The 12720-nt window shown below is 53.3% G+C and carries 13 protein-coding genes; 8 read left to right on the top strand and 5 right to left on the bottom strand.

The features are described 5' to 3' along the window. Nucleotides 1-37: 37 nt before the first annotated feature. Nucleotides 38-943, bottom strand: a complete 906-nt coding sequence (locus ACSPJT_RS18965) for a hypothetical protein (protein ID WP_435894132.1) — start codon at nt 941-943, stop codon at nt 38-40. A 161-nt stretch (nt 944-1104) separates the two neighbouring features. Between ACSPJT_RS18965 and selD the strand changes: the two genes are divergently transcribed. The 6 genes from selD (at nt 1105) to ACSPJT_RS18935 (ending at nt 5557) form a co-directional block, all read left to right on the top strand. Further along, entirely contained in the window at nt 1105-2166 is a 1062-nt protein-coding gene (selD, locus tag ACSPJT_RS18960; protein ID WP_435894131.1) for a selenide, water dikinase SelD, read from the top strand. A 20-nt stretch (nt 2167-2186) separates the two neighbouring features. Continuing rightward, nucleotides 2187-2702: a YceD family protein gene (locus tag ACSPJT_RS18955; protein WP_435894130.1), complete on the top strand. Its 516-nt coding sequence runs from the start codon at nt 2187-2189 to the stop codon at nt 2700-2702. Nucleotides 2703-2759: 57 nt separating this feature from the next. Then, on the top strand, nt 2760-2942 hold the full coding sequence (gene rpmF, locus ACSPJT_RS18950) for a 50S ribosomal protein L32 (RefSeq protein ID WP_435894129.1): 183 nt from the start codon (nt 2760-2762) through the stop codon (nt 2940-2942). Nucleotides 2943-3024: 82 nt separating this feature from the next. Continuing rightward, the gene (plsX, locus tag ACSPJT_RS18945; protein ID WP_435894128.1) at nt 3025-4062 is read left to right on the top strand and encodes a phosphate acyltransferase PlsX; all 1038 of its coding nucleotides are present in this window, start codon (nt 3025-3027) and stop codon (nt 4060-4062) included. A gap of 93 nt (nt 4063-4155) precedes the next feature. Further along, nucleotides 4156-5157 carry a beta-ketoacyl-ACP synthase III gene (locus tag ACSPJT_RS18940; RefSeq protein ID WP_435894127.1) on the top strand — a complete coding sequence of 334 codons (1002 nt, stop codon included), beginning with the start codon at nt 4156-4158 and terminating at the stop codon, nt 5155-5157. Nucleotides 5158-5245: 88 nt separating this feature from the next. After that, complete coding sequence (locus tag ACSPJT_RS18935; RefSeq protein ID WP_435894126.1) at nt 5246-5557, top strand: hypothetical protein; 312 nt, start codon at nt 5246-5248, stop codon at nt 5555-5557. Here the strand turns inward: ACSPJT_RS18935 and ACSPJT_RS18930 are convergent. From ACSPJT_RS18930 to ACSPJT_RS18920, 3 genes are all read right to left on the bottom strand, one after another. Continuing rightward, the gene (locus ACSPJT_RS18930) at nt 5554-6735 is read right to left on the bottom strand and encodes an FtsW/RodA/SpoVE family cell cycle protein (protein ID WP_435894125.1); all 1182 of its coding nucleotides are present in this window, start codon (nt 6733-6735) and stop codon (nt 5554-5556) included. The genes ACSPJT_RS18935 and ACSPJT_RS18930 overlap by 4 nt on opposite strands. Before the next feature lie 6 nt (nt 6736-6741). Beyond that, nucleotides 6742-7332, bottom strand: coding sequence for an OmpH family outer membrane protein (locus tag ACSPJT_RS18925; protein WP_435894124.1), 591 nt, complete (start codon nt 7330-7332; stop codon nt 6742-6744). Between the two features lie 222 nt (nt 7333-7554). Then, a complete protein-coding gene (locus ACSPJT_RS18920; RefSeq protein ID WP_435894123.1) occupies nt 7555-8214 on the bottom strand; it encodes an OmpH family outer membrane protein in 660 nt (219 codons plus the stop codon). 169 nt (nt 8215-8383) lie between these two features. On the opposite strand from ACSPJT_RS18920, the gene panC reads away from it, so the two are divergent. Then, nucleotides 8384-9223 (top strand): pantoate--beta-alanine ligase, encoded by an 840-nt coding sequence (gene panC / locus ACSPJT_RS18915; protein ID WP_435894122.1) that lies wholly within the window; start codon nt 8384-8386, stop codon nt 9221-9223. An 84-nt stretch (nt 9224-9307) separates the two neighbouring features. On the opposite strand, the gene menD is transcribed toward panC, so the two are convergent. Further along, nucleotides 9308-10897 (bottom strand): 2-succinyl-5-enolpyruvyl-6-hydroxy-3-cyclohexene-1-carboxylic-acid synthase, encoded by a 1590-nt coding sequence (gene menD, locus ACSPJT_RS18910; RefSeq protein ID WP_435894121.1) that lies wholly within the window; start codon nt 10895-10897, stop codon nt 9308-9310. Between the two features lie 342 nt (nt 10898-11239). On the opposite strand from menD, the gene ACSPJT_RS18905 reads away from it, so the two are divergent. Continuing rightward, on the top strand, nt 11240-11854 hold the full coding sequence (locus tag ACSPJT_RS18905) for a hypothetical protein (RefSeq protein WP_435894120.1): 615 nt from the start codon (nt 11240-11242) through the stop codon (nt 11852-11854). Nucleotides 11855-12720 lie beyond the last annotated feature (866 nt).

Genomic DNA, 12720 nt, shown 5'->3' with positions numbered 1-12720 from the left:
ACGTTGGGTTGGCAACACAGAAATGGTTAATAATGATTCAAGCTTCCGCACTGTTGTCACCGACTTTGGAGCTAGACTCTTGAGACTCATCATCATCCGCTTCATCGACGAGGACATATTCCATCACTTCGCCTTTGAAGTTTTCCATGATCTTACTGAAAAGTTTTTCTGCAGGAGCGCCGTCCTCAGCTTTGAATTGGCCGTAGACCAGACCATCGATCTTCGCCTTTTTCTCTTCCCCGCCCTCGGTGTAATAGATGAGAGCCAGCCCCTTGCTATCCCATTTCCTCTTATCAACACGCACCATGTCCGTGTATGGGATACGTTTTCCAGTTTGAGTATATAGGGCCTCATTATCTGCACTGATACTGCGGCTAAGTGTCCGGATGAGGAAAAACAGTGTGATGGCGATCAATAACATGGCCACGCCCATCGCGATGAATTGCTCACGGATCTTACCCGCATCCATCGGGTGCTCGCCCGGATCAATGTCCCAGGCCTTGCCCTCGACATCTTTCATCGAGGCTGTGTATTGCTCCCAAAGAGTGGTTGCTCCGTTCTGGCCACCGCTTTCGGACATCAGCGCGTGCCCGTTCACCAAGATGTCAGGCCATGCCATATCTGTATCGGCATCCTTGGGCAGAACATCGGCAGCATCTTCCGGCAATTGAACCTTCTGTTTAGCAGCGAACTCTTTCCACTCTGACTCGGGCACCTTACTATCGGCTTTCTCATTCTGCATTTCCTGGAAATCAGTGCCCGCTTTGACAAAGGCTTGGTGCACATAGAAATGCAGATTTTTCTCCCGGTATCCCCACATACCATCTTGGAAAAACAGGAAAGCAAACACGCTGAACATCGCCAGCATGGCTAGCGCACGCCACAAAAACCACTTGGTTGGTTTACATACGACGGCGTCTTGGGCAGGGGTATTTTTGCTCATAAAAGGGAAATCTGGATGCTTGCTGCGCGGAGGTTGGCTAGAAAGTCACAAGTCTAGAAGCAAAAAACAACGCAATATGATCTGGTCTTCCGTCCTCTCAGGGTTGAAACTCGCAACACCCGCTTGCATCTAGCAATAACACACCTAACTTTTTCCGATTCATGACCCGCGACGACATCATACGCCTCACTTCCCTGGCCTCCTGCGCCGGATGAGCCTCCAAGCTTGATCCCGAGTCACTCACGCAGGTTCTGCATGGGTTACCTCAATTCCAGGATGATCGCCTACTCGTCGGTTCCGCCACCGCCGATGACGCCGGTGTGTTCAAAATTGACGACGAAAGAGCCCTGGTGCAGACCACAGACTTCTTTACTCCGATTGTCGACGATCCGGTTCTTTACGGTCGCATCGCCGCTGCGAATGCGCTCTCTGATGTTTACGCCATGGGAGGCCGACCCATCACCGCCCTCGCCATCGCCGGAATGCCATCTGATCTCATCGACAACGATACCATCCGTAATATTTTCCGTGGCGGTGCCGAAATGTGCGTCGAAGCCGAGTGCAGTCTGTTAGGTGGCCACACGATTAAAAATCCAGAACCTATTTACGGACTCGCCGTCACCGGTATCGTCCATCCTGACCGCCACCTTGCCAATGCCAACGCCCGCCCGGGTGAAACGTTAGTTCTGACAAAACCCTTGGGCAGCGGCATCGTCTCCACAGGGATCAAACGCGGTGAATGCAGCTCCGAGCTAGCTGAAACGGCCAGCCAACTGATGGCGACCCTCAACAAACCAGGCGCCGTACTTGCTGAGCGCGCATTGGTCAGGTGCTGCACCGACGTCACAGGTTTCGGACTCGGCGGTCATTTGATCGAAATGTGCGAGGGCAGCGGTGTCTCGGCCGAAATCGACGCCGCCCTGCTCCCTCTGATGTCACCCGAGGTTCTCGATCTTATCGCTGCCGGATGTGTCCCTGGTGGCAGCAAGAAAAACCTTGCCCACACCGAGCCCTACACCCATTTCTCAGAACAAGTCAGCGAGAGTGAAAAACTGATCTATGCCGATGCCCAAACTTCCGGCGGCCTTCTCCTCTGTGTGCCCGATGAAAATCTCGCCGCAGTGATGGAAACACTTGAAGAAACCGGTGCTCCATGCGCAGTCATCATTGGCAAGACCACCGAGCGACGGGAGAAATCCGTCTACGTCACCACCAGCGCCTGACCTCAAACTTAATTTTTCACGTGAAAAAGCACCTCAATATCGACCTCAACAGCCTCCCGGACGAAGGCAAAGTCTACTCCGGAGAGCTGGACCCATCGCTTTTCAATCTGGAGACCAAGCAGAAAAGCGAGGCCCCCAGTGCCGCCGAACCGCTGTTCTATGACCTGCACGTGCAGAGATTTGACGACGAACTACTGGTTCGTGGCAGCCTGTCTGTGCCTATCGAGTTCACCTGCGTGCGCTGTCTCAGTCGCTATATTAAGACCATTACCGTCGAGGACTGTGCGATTTCCAGCGAAGTCACCAGCTCTCAGATCGACCTGGCCGAGCAAATACGTGAGGAAATCGTCGTGCTCTTCCCAGACTACCCGCATTGTGACGAGGGAGATACGGAAAAGGAATGTATTTTAGATTCCCGCTATTTAGCAGTAGACAAACCCCTCGATGCTGATGTAAAGACCCCCCCCCGCGACGAAGCACCAAACCCTTGGGACGCACTCGACGCCTTTGGAGACGACGCTGACAAAACCAGCTAACACTTCAGAAAAAGCCTTTCAACCAACTCAACCTAAAACACTTAACCTACTAATACCATGGCCGTTCCAAAGCGCAGAACATCCAAAATGAAGCAGAAGATGCGTCGCGGCGCAAACCGCTGGCGTACGCCTAAGCTCAAGACCTGTCCGGAGTGCGAAAGCCGCGTTCCTTCTCACATTGCTTGCCCACATTGTGGCACATATCGTGAGCGCCAGGTGCTTGAAGTGGATGCCCTCTAGGGTTTTCCAGTATCCAGTTTCTATTTTTTGAAGCGGAATGCCTTGGCATTCCGCTTGTTTCATATCTACTCATCTCCTCCTTATGAAGATTGCACTTGATGCCATGGGCGGCGACCACGCCCCCAAAGTCACCGTCGTCGGCGCCCGCAACGCGCTGAAACTTTATTCTGATATCGATAAGCTTTTCCTCGTAGGCGATGCTCCTTTGCTGGAGCAGGAAATGAAAGAGTGCAAACTCACCGATCCACGGGCTGTGATTATTCACGCTCCTGAAGTGGTCGGCATGGACGAGTCCGGAGCCAAGACGCTTCGGAAAAAAAAGAAGTCCTCGATCTCTGTGGCCACCGATATGGTCAAATCCGGTGATGCCGATGCCGTAGTCAGCGCTGGAAATACCGGAGCCGCCGTAGCCGCGGCCACAGTGAAGCTCCGCACCCTCAAGGGAGTTGATCGTGCCGGCATCGCTTCCGCCATCCCCAATGAATACGGCATCTGCCAAATTCTCGATGCAGGAGCCAACCCTGAAGCCAAACCCCATCACCTGATCACCTACGCCGTGATGGGTGCCGTTTACGCCAAATACGTGCTCGGCGTCGACCAACCCCGCGTCGGACTCATGTCCAACGGCGAAGAGGATGAAAAAGGCACTACCTTTACCAAAGAAACATTTGCTCTGCTGAAACATCTGCAGTCAACAGGTCGGGCCCCTTTCGAGTTTGTCGGCAACGTTGAAGGTCACGATCTTTTCGAGAGCAAACTCGACGTCGTGCTCTGTGACGGCTTCACCGGTAACATTATTCTCAAGAGCTGCGAAGCCACAGCCAAGGCGATGTCAAAATGGCTCAAGCTGGAGTTCAAGCGCAGCCCGTTCCGGATTATGGGAGCTGCCATCGCACGCGGTGCATTTAAAGCGGTGAAAAAGAAAAGCAGCTACGAATACGTCGGTGGCTCTCCCCTGCTTGGTGTCAATGGCGTCTGCATCATCGGCCACGGTTCATCCTCGGCCTTGGCGATTCAGAATGCCATTCGTGTGGCACGTGAAACCGTCAGCCTGAAGGTGAATCCGCACATCGAAGACATGCTGGTCAAGATTAACCGTCCTCTGCACGACGAAGCTTGATGCCAGCTTCATCTCCACTGTTTCCTCTTTAGGCTGTTCATCGGCGGAAACCCGACTAAGTTTTTCTGCAGCCAATCAACGTCTGATTTTTAAATGAGCGATTCTACATCTGTCATCCCTGTTACCATCGCCGGAACCGGTAGTTACCTTCCGGAAAAAGTTCTCACCAATGCCGACCTCGAAAAAATCGTTGATACCAGCGATGAATGGATCGTCTCCCGCACCGGCATCAAGGAACGCCGCATCGCCGCCGCAGATGAGTTCACCTCACACATGGCGACCAAGGCTGCCCAGCGCGCGCTAGAACAAGCCGGCATGGCTGCCGAAGACATCGAGCTGATCATCGTCGCCACCATCACCCCGGACACTCTCACACCTTCCACCGCCTGTTATGTTCAGGCAAACCTCGGTGCATTTTCTGCCGTTGCCTTTGACATCTCTGCTGCCTGTTCAGGTTTCCTCTACGCGATGAAATTGGCCAAGCGCCTGATCTCAGACGGAGCTTACAAAAACGCCATCATCATCGGCGCTGAAAAACTCTCCGCCTTTGTCAACTGGGAGGACCGCAATACCTGCGTGCTTTTCGGAGACGGTGCAGGCGCTGCTGTGTTGCGTAAATCAGCGGAAGGCGAAGGTCGCATTCTCGCTTCTGAGACCGGCACCGACGGTCGGCACACATCCATTCTCGACATCAAGGGCGGCGGATCTGCCTGCCCGATCACCATGTCCAACGCCAATGATCACCTCGCCACCCTCTCCATGCAGGGCCGCGAAGTCTTCAAGCTTGCGGTCAATGCGATGCGCCAAGCATCCGAGAAGGTCATCGAGCGCGCCGGTCTGACTCCCGAGGACATCACCCTGGTGGTGCCTCACCAGGCCAACCTCCGCATCATCGACGCCATCGCTGATCGCCTAACAGTCCCCAACGAGAAAGTCTTTGTCAACCTGCACAAATACGGCAACACCTCAGCTGCGGCCGTGGCCATCGCCCTGGACGAAGCCCATCGCGAAGGAAAATTCAAGCGCGGCGACAACATCATCATGGTTGCCTTCGGCGCCGGCCTGACCTGGGCCGCCACCGCCATTGAGTGGTAGTTTTTTCCAATTACGAATTAAGAATTAGGAATGATGGGCAAAAGGAAAATTTCTAATTCCTGATCCGTAATTCCTAATTAACAGCCCCATGCGCCAGTTCATCCTTACCGTTGCCACCATCGTGGCGGTGCTGGCTTCTTGTTGGGAAATTTTCCAAGGGATCTCATCGATCATGCGAGGTGAGCTTGAGGAATCGCTGATACACCTCCTACTGACAACGCCTCTGCTTCTAGGTCTTGCGGTGACCTTTGATTACGTGAATACTCAGCTGCACGAAGACTACCGCCGTATGCGCAAGTCATTTAGTCGTAGTAAAGGCGCTCAGGTGGATGTGCTGCATCCGGAATCCCGCGAGACCAAGCATACACCTTGGGAGGACGACTCTTCCCACACTCGTTAGATAAACCTGCGCTCAGGTTTCTCTTCATCCTCTACGAGTACCTCGGCATTGCGATGCACCCAGACGCTCTGGACCAAGCCCAAGAGGAACATACACATCACCACAAAGGTTCCCGAATAACTGACCAGTGGCAAAGGAATACCGGTGATCGGGGTGAGTAACACACACATGCCTATGTTCTCAAAGATGTGGGCAAACAGCAGTGCTACCACTGCCGCAGAAATAATTCTCCCGGAGCTGTCTCTGCTATAAAACGCGATGAACAAACACTGGATCAGCAGCATCGCATAACCTGTTAGAAGCATCAGACTCCCTCGGAATCCTTGTTCCTCACCGATGACCGCGAAGATGAAGTCATTGTGAGCGGTTTTCCACGGAATGTATTTCTTATCGTGTAGCGATCCACTCTCACTGGTGGCATTCCAGCCGTCGCCTTTCCAACCGGCTTTTCCGATCGCTGTGGACACCCAATAAGGCGCGTAGGCGTCACCGTTGATATCAACCTCCCGCTTGTTCAACATCGCGAGATAAAGCTCGATCCGGTTGGCTCCCCGTTCTGAGGCCTTTGGTAAAACAATGAAATATGCCAGAGCGATACAGCCAAAACCGATGATACCCATCGTTAGCAAGTAGCGGTAAGGAATGCCTGCGGCAAACATGATCACAGCCGTCACAGGCAGCCAGACCATCGCGGATCCCATGTCGCCCATTTTCACCACAACGAGGAAAGGAATCCCTGCCAGAACCGCAATGATCCCCACCTTGATGAAGGGAAGTCGGAAGAAGGGATTCAGTCGTGGAAGATCCTGAAGTAGAGCACTTAACAAGACAATGCCCCCTGCGATACCCAGCTGCGTAGGCTGGAAGGACAGACCTCCGAACGTCAGCTGGTGGACTTCACTGCCTTTGGCCATCGCCACAACCATCAGCGCGAGGCCGACCAGATACATGGGGATTCCCAGCCATCTGATCCATTTGTAATCGATCAAGGCCGTGATGAAAAAAACCACACAGCCGCCAATGATCCAGATTTTCTGCCGTTCAGCATAATAACCGCCACCATTGGGCAGGTGACGGGCCGCGCTCTCGATGGCGTACACTCCGAAAATGCACAGGCCTAACATGGTCAGCACCAGCAGCCAGTTCATTCCCAGGATTTTGCGCAGCAGCGGAGTCATGATCGTCTACTGGGAGTCTGCGCCAGGTGCAAATTTGTTGAGTTCTTTCAATAAGGTAGCCGTGATATCGTTGGCATCCTTGAGGTAGAGGAAAAATGATACCTGATTCGTGCTCAGGCCGGAGCGATCGAAGACATAGTCGTGTCCCATCTTCTCAGAGAGCACGATCACCTTCTGTTTGATGTCCGTCATGATACCTTGCATACTGGCAGCTTTCTTTTGAGCCACCTTGGTTTTTTCCTCTTGTGAGTATGTCTGCACATCTTGCTGCATCATCTTGAGCTCTTGGGAAATGAGCTGACCGTCACGCTGCTTGTTCGCTCGCTCTTCGGCGCTGAGGTCTTCTTTCTTCAGCTCGGCCAGAATGTCATGCAGCTTCCTCCGCAGCTTGTTGATGGCCTCATTCTTATCGTTGATCGTCTTCTGAATCTTGGCGTATTCCGCATTGAAGTGCTTCTGGGCGGTGACCGTGCGGTGATACTCTTTGAAAAGTTTTTGCATGTTTACCGTCGCCATCTTCGGCGGCTCCGCTTGAATCAGCCCACTCGAGAATACCACCAGCATCATGGCGATTAGGCATTTTTTAAATTCTGTCATCGTAATGTGTATGTCTTCAGAAGATTTCGTGGTGGAAAACAGCCTCGATCGCCTCGGCAATTGGCCCCGCCGCTAGCTTTCAAAGCCGCCAACAAGCTGCATGGTTTACAGCTCAACGTCAATAGCATCTCCATCCCAGAAGGTCAAAGATCACAAAAAAACACCCCCTTCTGCGATCAGAAGAGGGTGTTGGTAAAAATTGTCTACGAAGGACAGGCTCAATTATGGTTGAGCGGGAGCTTCAGGTGCAGCTGGTGCGCCTGCGTCAGGTGCTGCGGCTGGAGTAGCTGGAGTCTTAGGAGCATCCTTGTTCAGCTCGGCGAGCAGAGACACCGTGATGTCGGTGGCGTCCTTGGTGTAAAGCAGGAATGGCACTTGGTTGGCGCTGAGACCTGATTTATCGAGCACGAAGTCGAAGTCTTCCTTCTTGGCGTGATCGACGATACGTTTGCGGATTTCTTCAAGAATGCCTTTCATGCTGGCCTGCTTGCTCAGTTCGAGTGCGCGGGTGCGGCGACCGAGGAACTCACGACGCTCACGGTCCATGGCCTTGGCTTCGTCGAGTTTCAGCTGGAACTCACGGGACTTCTCACGCTTGACGTTGTCGGCCAGTGTTGGGTCTTCGATTTTCTTCTTCAGGCCCTGAAGCTGCTCTTCGAGAGCACGGATACCGGCAAGGCGCTCGTTGTTCTCTTTCTGGATCTTAGCAAATTCCTCACTGAACTTCTGCTGCTCTTGAGTCGTGCGGTGATACTCTTTGAAAAGCTGCTGCATGTCGACGGTCGCGATTTTAAGGCGTTGTGCTTGTGCCGATCCTGCACCCACAGCAGTGACAATGGCCAGTGCACAGAACATGGCGGAAAATTTAACGTATTTTTTCATGATGGATTTTGTGATATTTCGGTATAGGGGGCGCATAAACGCCTGCTGCGAGGTGCAGCGCACCGCCAAGCTGCACAGAATCATATATCTCGTCAACCTCTATCCCCTGTGAAAGAACGATCACAGAACACGCGCCTCCCGGCAGCCATCCAGCCTCATTGTCACCACCATGAAAGTCGTCACATCCGCCACTGATCTCAATGCCATTTCCCCCGCCCGCCCCCGTGTGCTGGTGCCCACCATGGGAGCACTACACGATGGCCACCTCGCACTGGTGAAGCGTGCTCGCGAGTTGGCCGGAACGGATGGAGAGGTCATGCTCACCCTGTTTGTGAATCCCACCCAATTTAATAACCCGAGTGATTTGGAAAATTACCCTCGCACCATGGACAGAGATCTCAAGCTGTGCAAAGAGCACGGCGTCGATCTCGTCTTTGCGCCCGAAGCCGATAGCATGTATCAGCCAGATCACTCGGTGAATATCATTGAGAGCTCGCTCTCCAAAAGACTTTGCGGAGCCACCCGCCCCGGACACTTCGAGGGCGTCTGCACCGTGGTGTTAAAACTCTTCAACCTAACAAGATCCGACATTGCCGTTTTTGGCAAAAAGGATTTCCAACAATTGGCCATCATCCGCCGCATGGTGCGCGATCTGAATGTGCCCATTACCATTGAAGGCGTCGATACCATCCGCGAGTCAAGCGGACTGGCTATGTCATCACGCAATACCCGACTTAGCGAAAAGCAACATGCTGACGCCCCTCGCATTCGTAGAGCATTGCTCGCCGCCCAAGATCTCCACGCACAAGGAGAACATGATCCAGAGAAACTGTTAGCCTGTGCACGTGAGGAAATTGAAGCGTCCACGGAAGGTGCAAAAATCGATTACTTGGAACTGCTGGATGCCGAGTCCTTACAGCCCCTCGAAAAAGTCACCCGCCCCGCCGTCATCGCCACTGCGGTATTCTATGGAGAAGTGAGGCTAATTGATAATATCGAGCTGGGGTAAAGTAGGACAGCTTTGCAAGCTGTCGGCAACCCAAGACCTCATCCTTTGCGTTCAGATAGCCTGCCGACAGCTTGCAAAGCTGTCCTACCCTATCGCATCAAACTTGCCCCAGAACGTTTCAGTCTGGCGCTTGTTAGGAATGATCTCCACCACGGTGGTTTTATCCCCCGGCTCGAAGTCAAAACCTTCCATGCCATCGATTCTAACATAGTCCATGTTCCACATCTTGGCCCAGGATTCGAATCCGTGCTGGTGTTCGTTAGTCACCAGTTCGGTGACTTCCGCTTCCATCTCTTGCACCTGTGGCATTCGACCAAAGATTTGTCCGCCACCATTGTTGATCACCACCAGCATGCGGCCTTGGCATTGCACTTGGTCTAACAATGCCGGAGCACCCATGTCGTAGAGCGCCGTGAGATCGCCAAAGACACCCCAGGCGTTTTCTTCATCGGTGGTGGCTCCCAGCCAGGTGGCGATCTGGCCGTCGATGCCATTGGCTCCGCGATTCGCGCGGACCAATTCGTAAGGAAACTCGCGCTGGGCGAAATCGTTCCACTCACGAATCGGCAAACTATTTCCCAAATACAGACTACTGCCCATTGTCGCCATCACCGAGAGCATGCGCACCATGCCCGGTTCGCTTTCCGGAAGGGATTCTAACAGCTCGTTAATCTTACCACGTCGTTTGGTCGCCATTTTCAGATGATCCATGGAATCGCCCACCGAGGAAATCTCACCGAGCGCGCGCATGCAGCGTGTGATGTCGCCGGTGATCACCTGGCTCTCGCGTGACAGGCCGGAGTAGCCAGTGCGTGAAATCGAGACCACGTTCACCTTCGGCAGATCTTCAAGATCGCGCCAGTAGCGGCCCACGGGGACTTCGCCGATGCGGAGCACATAGGCCGGTGGGTTTTCGCGTAGGATACGATCTCCATCGACCAGAGTCAGCTTGCCCAAGGTCTCGCGCAGGCCGCTGGTGCTATCGGCCACCACCGGAGCTCCGAGATCACGCAGGAAATGCCATACCTCCTCGCGGTCTTCAGGCTCGAGACCTCCTAACAGGACCACCAGTCCCTTCCACGAGTTTTTGATGCAGTCGAACACCGGAGTCATGTTGATGTTTTCCTGCGCCGCTTCGATCTCCCCCACCCTCACCTTGGAGAGTCGGCTTTGAGCTTCGTTTTCCTCGATGCAAATATTCAGATGCCAGGGCAGCTTGCCGCTCCAGCCGTCAAAAAGTGTCAGCGTGTCTGCCCACTCGAGATCTTCGCAACCTTCGACGTATTTGGAAAAGATGCCAACGTGTTCGATCGCTTGAGGTGCGCCGGAGCCACGGAAACGGGAGGGTCGGTCGGCGGAAACGACCACCAAAGGTCGCTGCTGGTAATGCGCCTCGACCACCGCCGGCAAGAGCTCCGCCACCGCCGTGCCAGAAGTCGTGATCACCGCGCAGGGAGCGCCGCTTTCCATGGTGCGACCGAGGGCAAAAAATCCAGCCGCCCGTTCATCGAAGTGCGAGAACACCCGGACCTCACCGGCCTCGCCACTCTCGGCATAACGCGACAAAGCCATCACCAGTTCCAGATTCCTGGCACCGGCGCAAACCACATATTCCTGAATCCCGGCAGCCACACAGGCCCCCACGGTATCGCTAATCCATCCGTTACTAGACACAGCCAGAGAGTGCTGGCGGATTTTGTAAGAAGCAAGACATGTTTGGTTTGTAGGTGGGCATAGGCCACAATAGTCTCCGGTGGTCCTAGCCACGTCCTTACATACTCTCCAATCTCACAGAGATGTGATCATCACCAAATCTGTGATAACTCCTCCAGGAACAACATAAACAAAACAATACACGCTTCCCAAGCTGATTCTACTTGGCCACCCCATGACAACCCCGCTATCATCACACCAATCCACATCGGGTAGCAGCTCCCTGCTAAATCGTTCCAAATGATCTAGTATCTGTAAACTCCTACTACCCGAGTTAACTAATAACACTGTTCGGCTAAGAAAATGACGAAGCTAATACTCTACCTTTTTCTCGCCTGCTTCGTTTCAAGTGCCAACGCTGAGGAGCTTGAATGGAAGACTGTCAAAGCTTGGGAAAACTGGTTTACCTTTCGAGTGCCGTCCTCTTTCGAACAAGACCCGCAAAGCTTCAAAGGTGAAGGCTACAAGTGGGTTGTGATCTTTAATCACCCCGACAATAAATTCTCTGTTTCAGGATCCCCTTACGGATATATTTCCCAGATAGACGGAGAAAATCGTGGCTTCAAATCGCCCCGAGACATCTTCCTTGTCGACGAGATACAAATCGGTGCTGAAGTCGTTAGGAAGGATGGCTACGAGGTTTTCACCCAACACACAAAATCTTACACGCAGGTTTTATTTCTCGTGACCAATCCAGATTGGGGCATGTCTTATCGCTCTCTGTTCTTTAAGTATCCGGAGGGGCTGCGAGTGAAGTATAAAGAGCTAATCAGTAAAATCACAAAGAGCTACAAACCTCATCAGGTGGAATCGATCATTGCCGAACAAAGCGGCGCTGTCCAACCCGCTACCGCTCCGGGATCGAAGCCGGAGGGTGTTCAAAAAACCAAACCTGAACCGGAGGGGCGCTCCCAGTAGCGGGTGGCTGGCCTCAAACGTTAGGTTCTAGGAATAGATGCTGAGACACGCTCACATATCGAATACCGAGGAGGCTCTTAAGAGATATGGGGGAATCCAAAGCTTTACAATCAACAAGGAAGTCTTTGAGTGGAGGTTGGCTTCTTTCCAGCCCCACATCCACATGGAACGACAGAAGCTCCCAAACACCAATGGCCTCGCTCTAGGTGTGCGCTGCCGTAATCTCGACTTCGAGGTTGAGTTCCCAATTTGGACGCATACCTGCGCAAGAACCATTCGCAGCCTTTTGGAGGGCGGAGAATCGATGGTGATGGTGGATAATTGGGTTGCTGACACCGCGATTGTGTTCGGCGATTTCTTTCCGCGTTTGGAGATTCCAGAGCGACCTGCGCGGCTAGCGCTGTACAGAGGATCGTCGTTCTACGGCTTGGCCAACACGATCAATACCCCAGCGCTAGTATCCTTGGTGCACAGGATCATTCAGCCACGTCGACTATCTCGCCCAAGATTTGTGCAAGCTGAAGATTGGCCACGCCAATGCTGGAACCACACCGGAACGAGCAAGGCGCAGATTTCAGAAAGGCTCTTCATAATACGGGTTTCATGGCTTCGGAAACGCCTCCCCACCAAACCAACTAACATACTAACAAACGGTGCAGTGTTTCCAGGGGTTTCACCCCGCGCTAGTTTCTCTCGCTCCGCTGGGTCTGGGACTGCCTTGGCCTAGTATCAGATGTGCTTGCGCGGTGTAACCTGGGCTCAGGCTGTTGCAGTTTTACCTCTGCTGGGGTTATTATTTAGTGCTATCAGTCTGATTGCGGAGGATGACTGGGGCGCTGATTCTGCAAGCATGAGCGAAGCTGCTG

The sequence above is a fragment of the Oceaniferula spumae genome, assembly GCF_042849255.1.
Taxonomy (GTDB): domain Bacteria; phylum Verrucomicrobiota; class Verrucomicrobiia; order Verrucomicrobiales; family Akkermansiaceae; genus Oceaniferula; species Oceaniferula spumae.
This window is presented reverse-complemented; position numbering and strand designations above follow the sequence as displayed.

Bases quoted from the DNA above. Each gene is read 5' to 3' on its own strand.
- plsX (WP_435894128.1), top strand. From the start codon at position 3,025: ATGAAGATTGCACTTGATGCCATGGGCGGCGACCACGCCCCCAAAGTC.
- ACSPJT_RS18905 (WP_435894120.1), top strand. From the start codon at position 11,240: ATGACGAAGCTAATACTCTACCTTTTTCTCGCCTGCTTCGTTTCAAGT.
- ACSPJT_RS18940 (WP_435894127.1), top strand. From the start codon at position 4,156: ATGAGCGATTCTACATCTGTCATCCCTGTTACCATCGCCGGAACCGGT.
- ACSPJT_RS18925 (WP_435894124.1), bottom strand. From the start codon at position 7,332: ATGACAGAATTTAAAAAATGCCTAATCGCCATGATGCTGGTGGTATTC.
- ACSPJT_RS18935 (WP_435894126.1), top strand. From the start codon at position 5,246: ATGCGCCAGTTCATCCTTACCGTTGCCACCATCGTGGCGGTGCTGGCT.
- panC (WP_435894122.1), top strand. From the start codon at position 8,384: ATGAAAGTCGTCACATCCGCCACTGATCTCAATGCCATTTCCCCCGCC.
- rpmF (WP_435894129.1), top strand. From the start codon at position 2,760: ATGGCCGTTCCAAAGCGCAGAACATCCAAAATGAAGCAGAAGATGCGT.
- ACSPJT_RS18965 (WP_435894132.1), bottom strand. From the start codon at position 943: ATGAGCAAAAATACCCCTGCCCAAGACGCCGTCGTATGTAAACCAACC.
- ACSPJT_RS18930 (WP_435894125.1), bottom strand. From the start codon at position 6,735: ATGACTCCGCTGCTGCGCAAAATCCTGGGAATGAACTGGCTGCTGGTG.
- ACSPJT_RS18920 (WP_435894123.1), bottom strand. From the start codon at position 8,214: ATGAAAAAATACGTTAAATTTTCCGCCATGTTCTGTGCACTGGCCATT.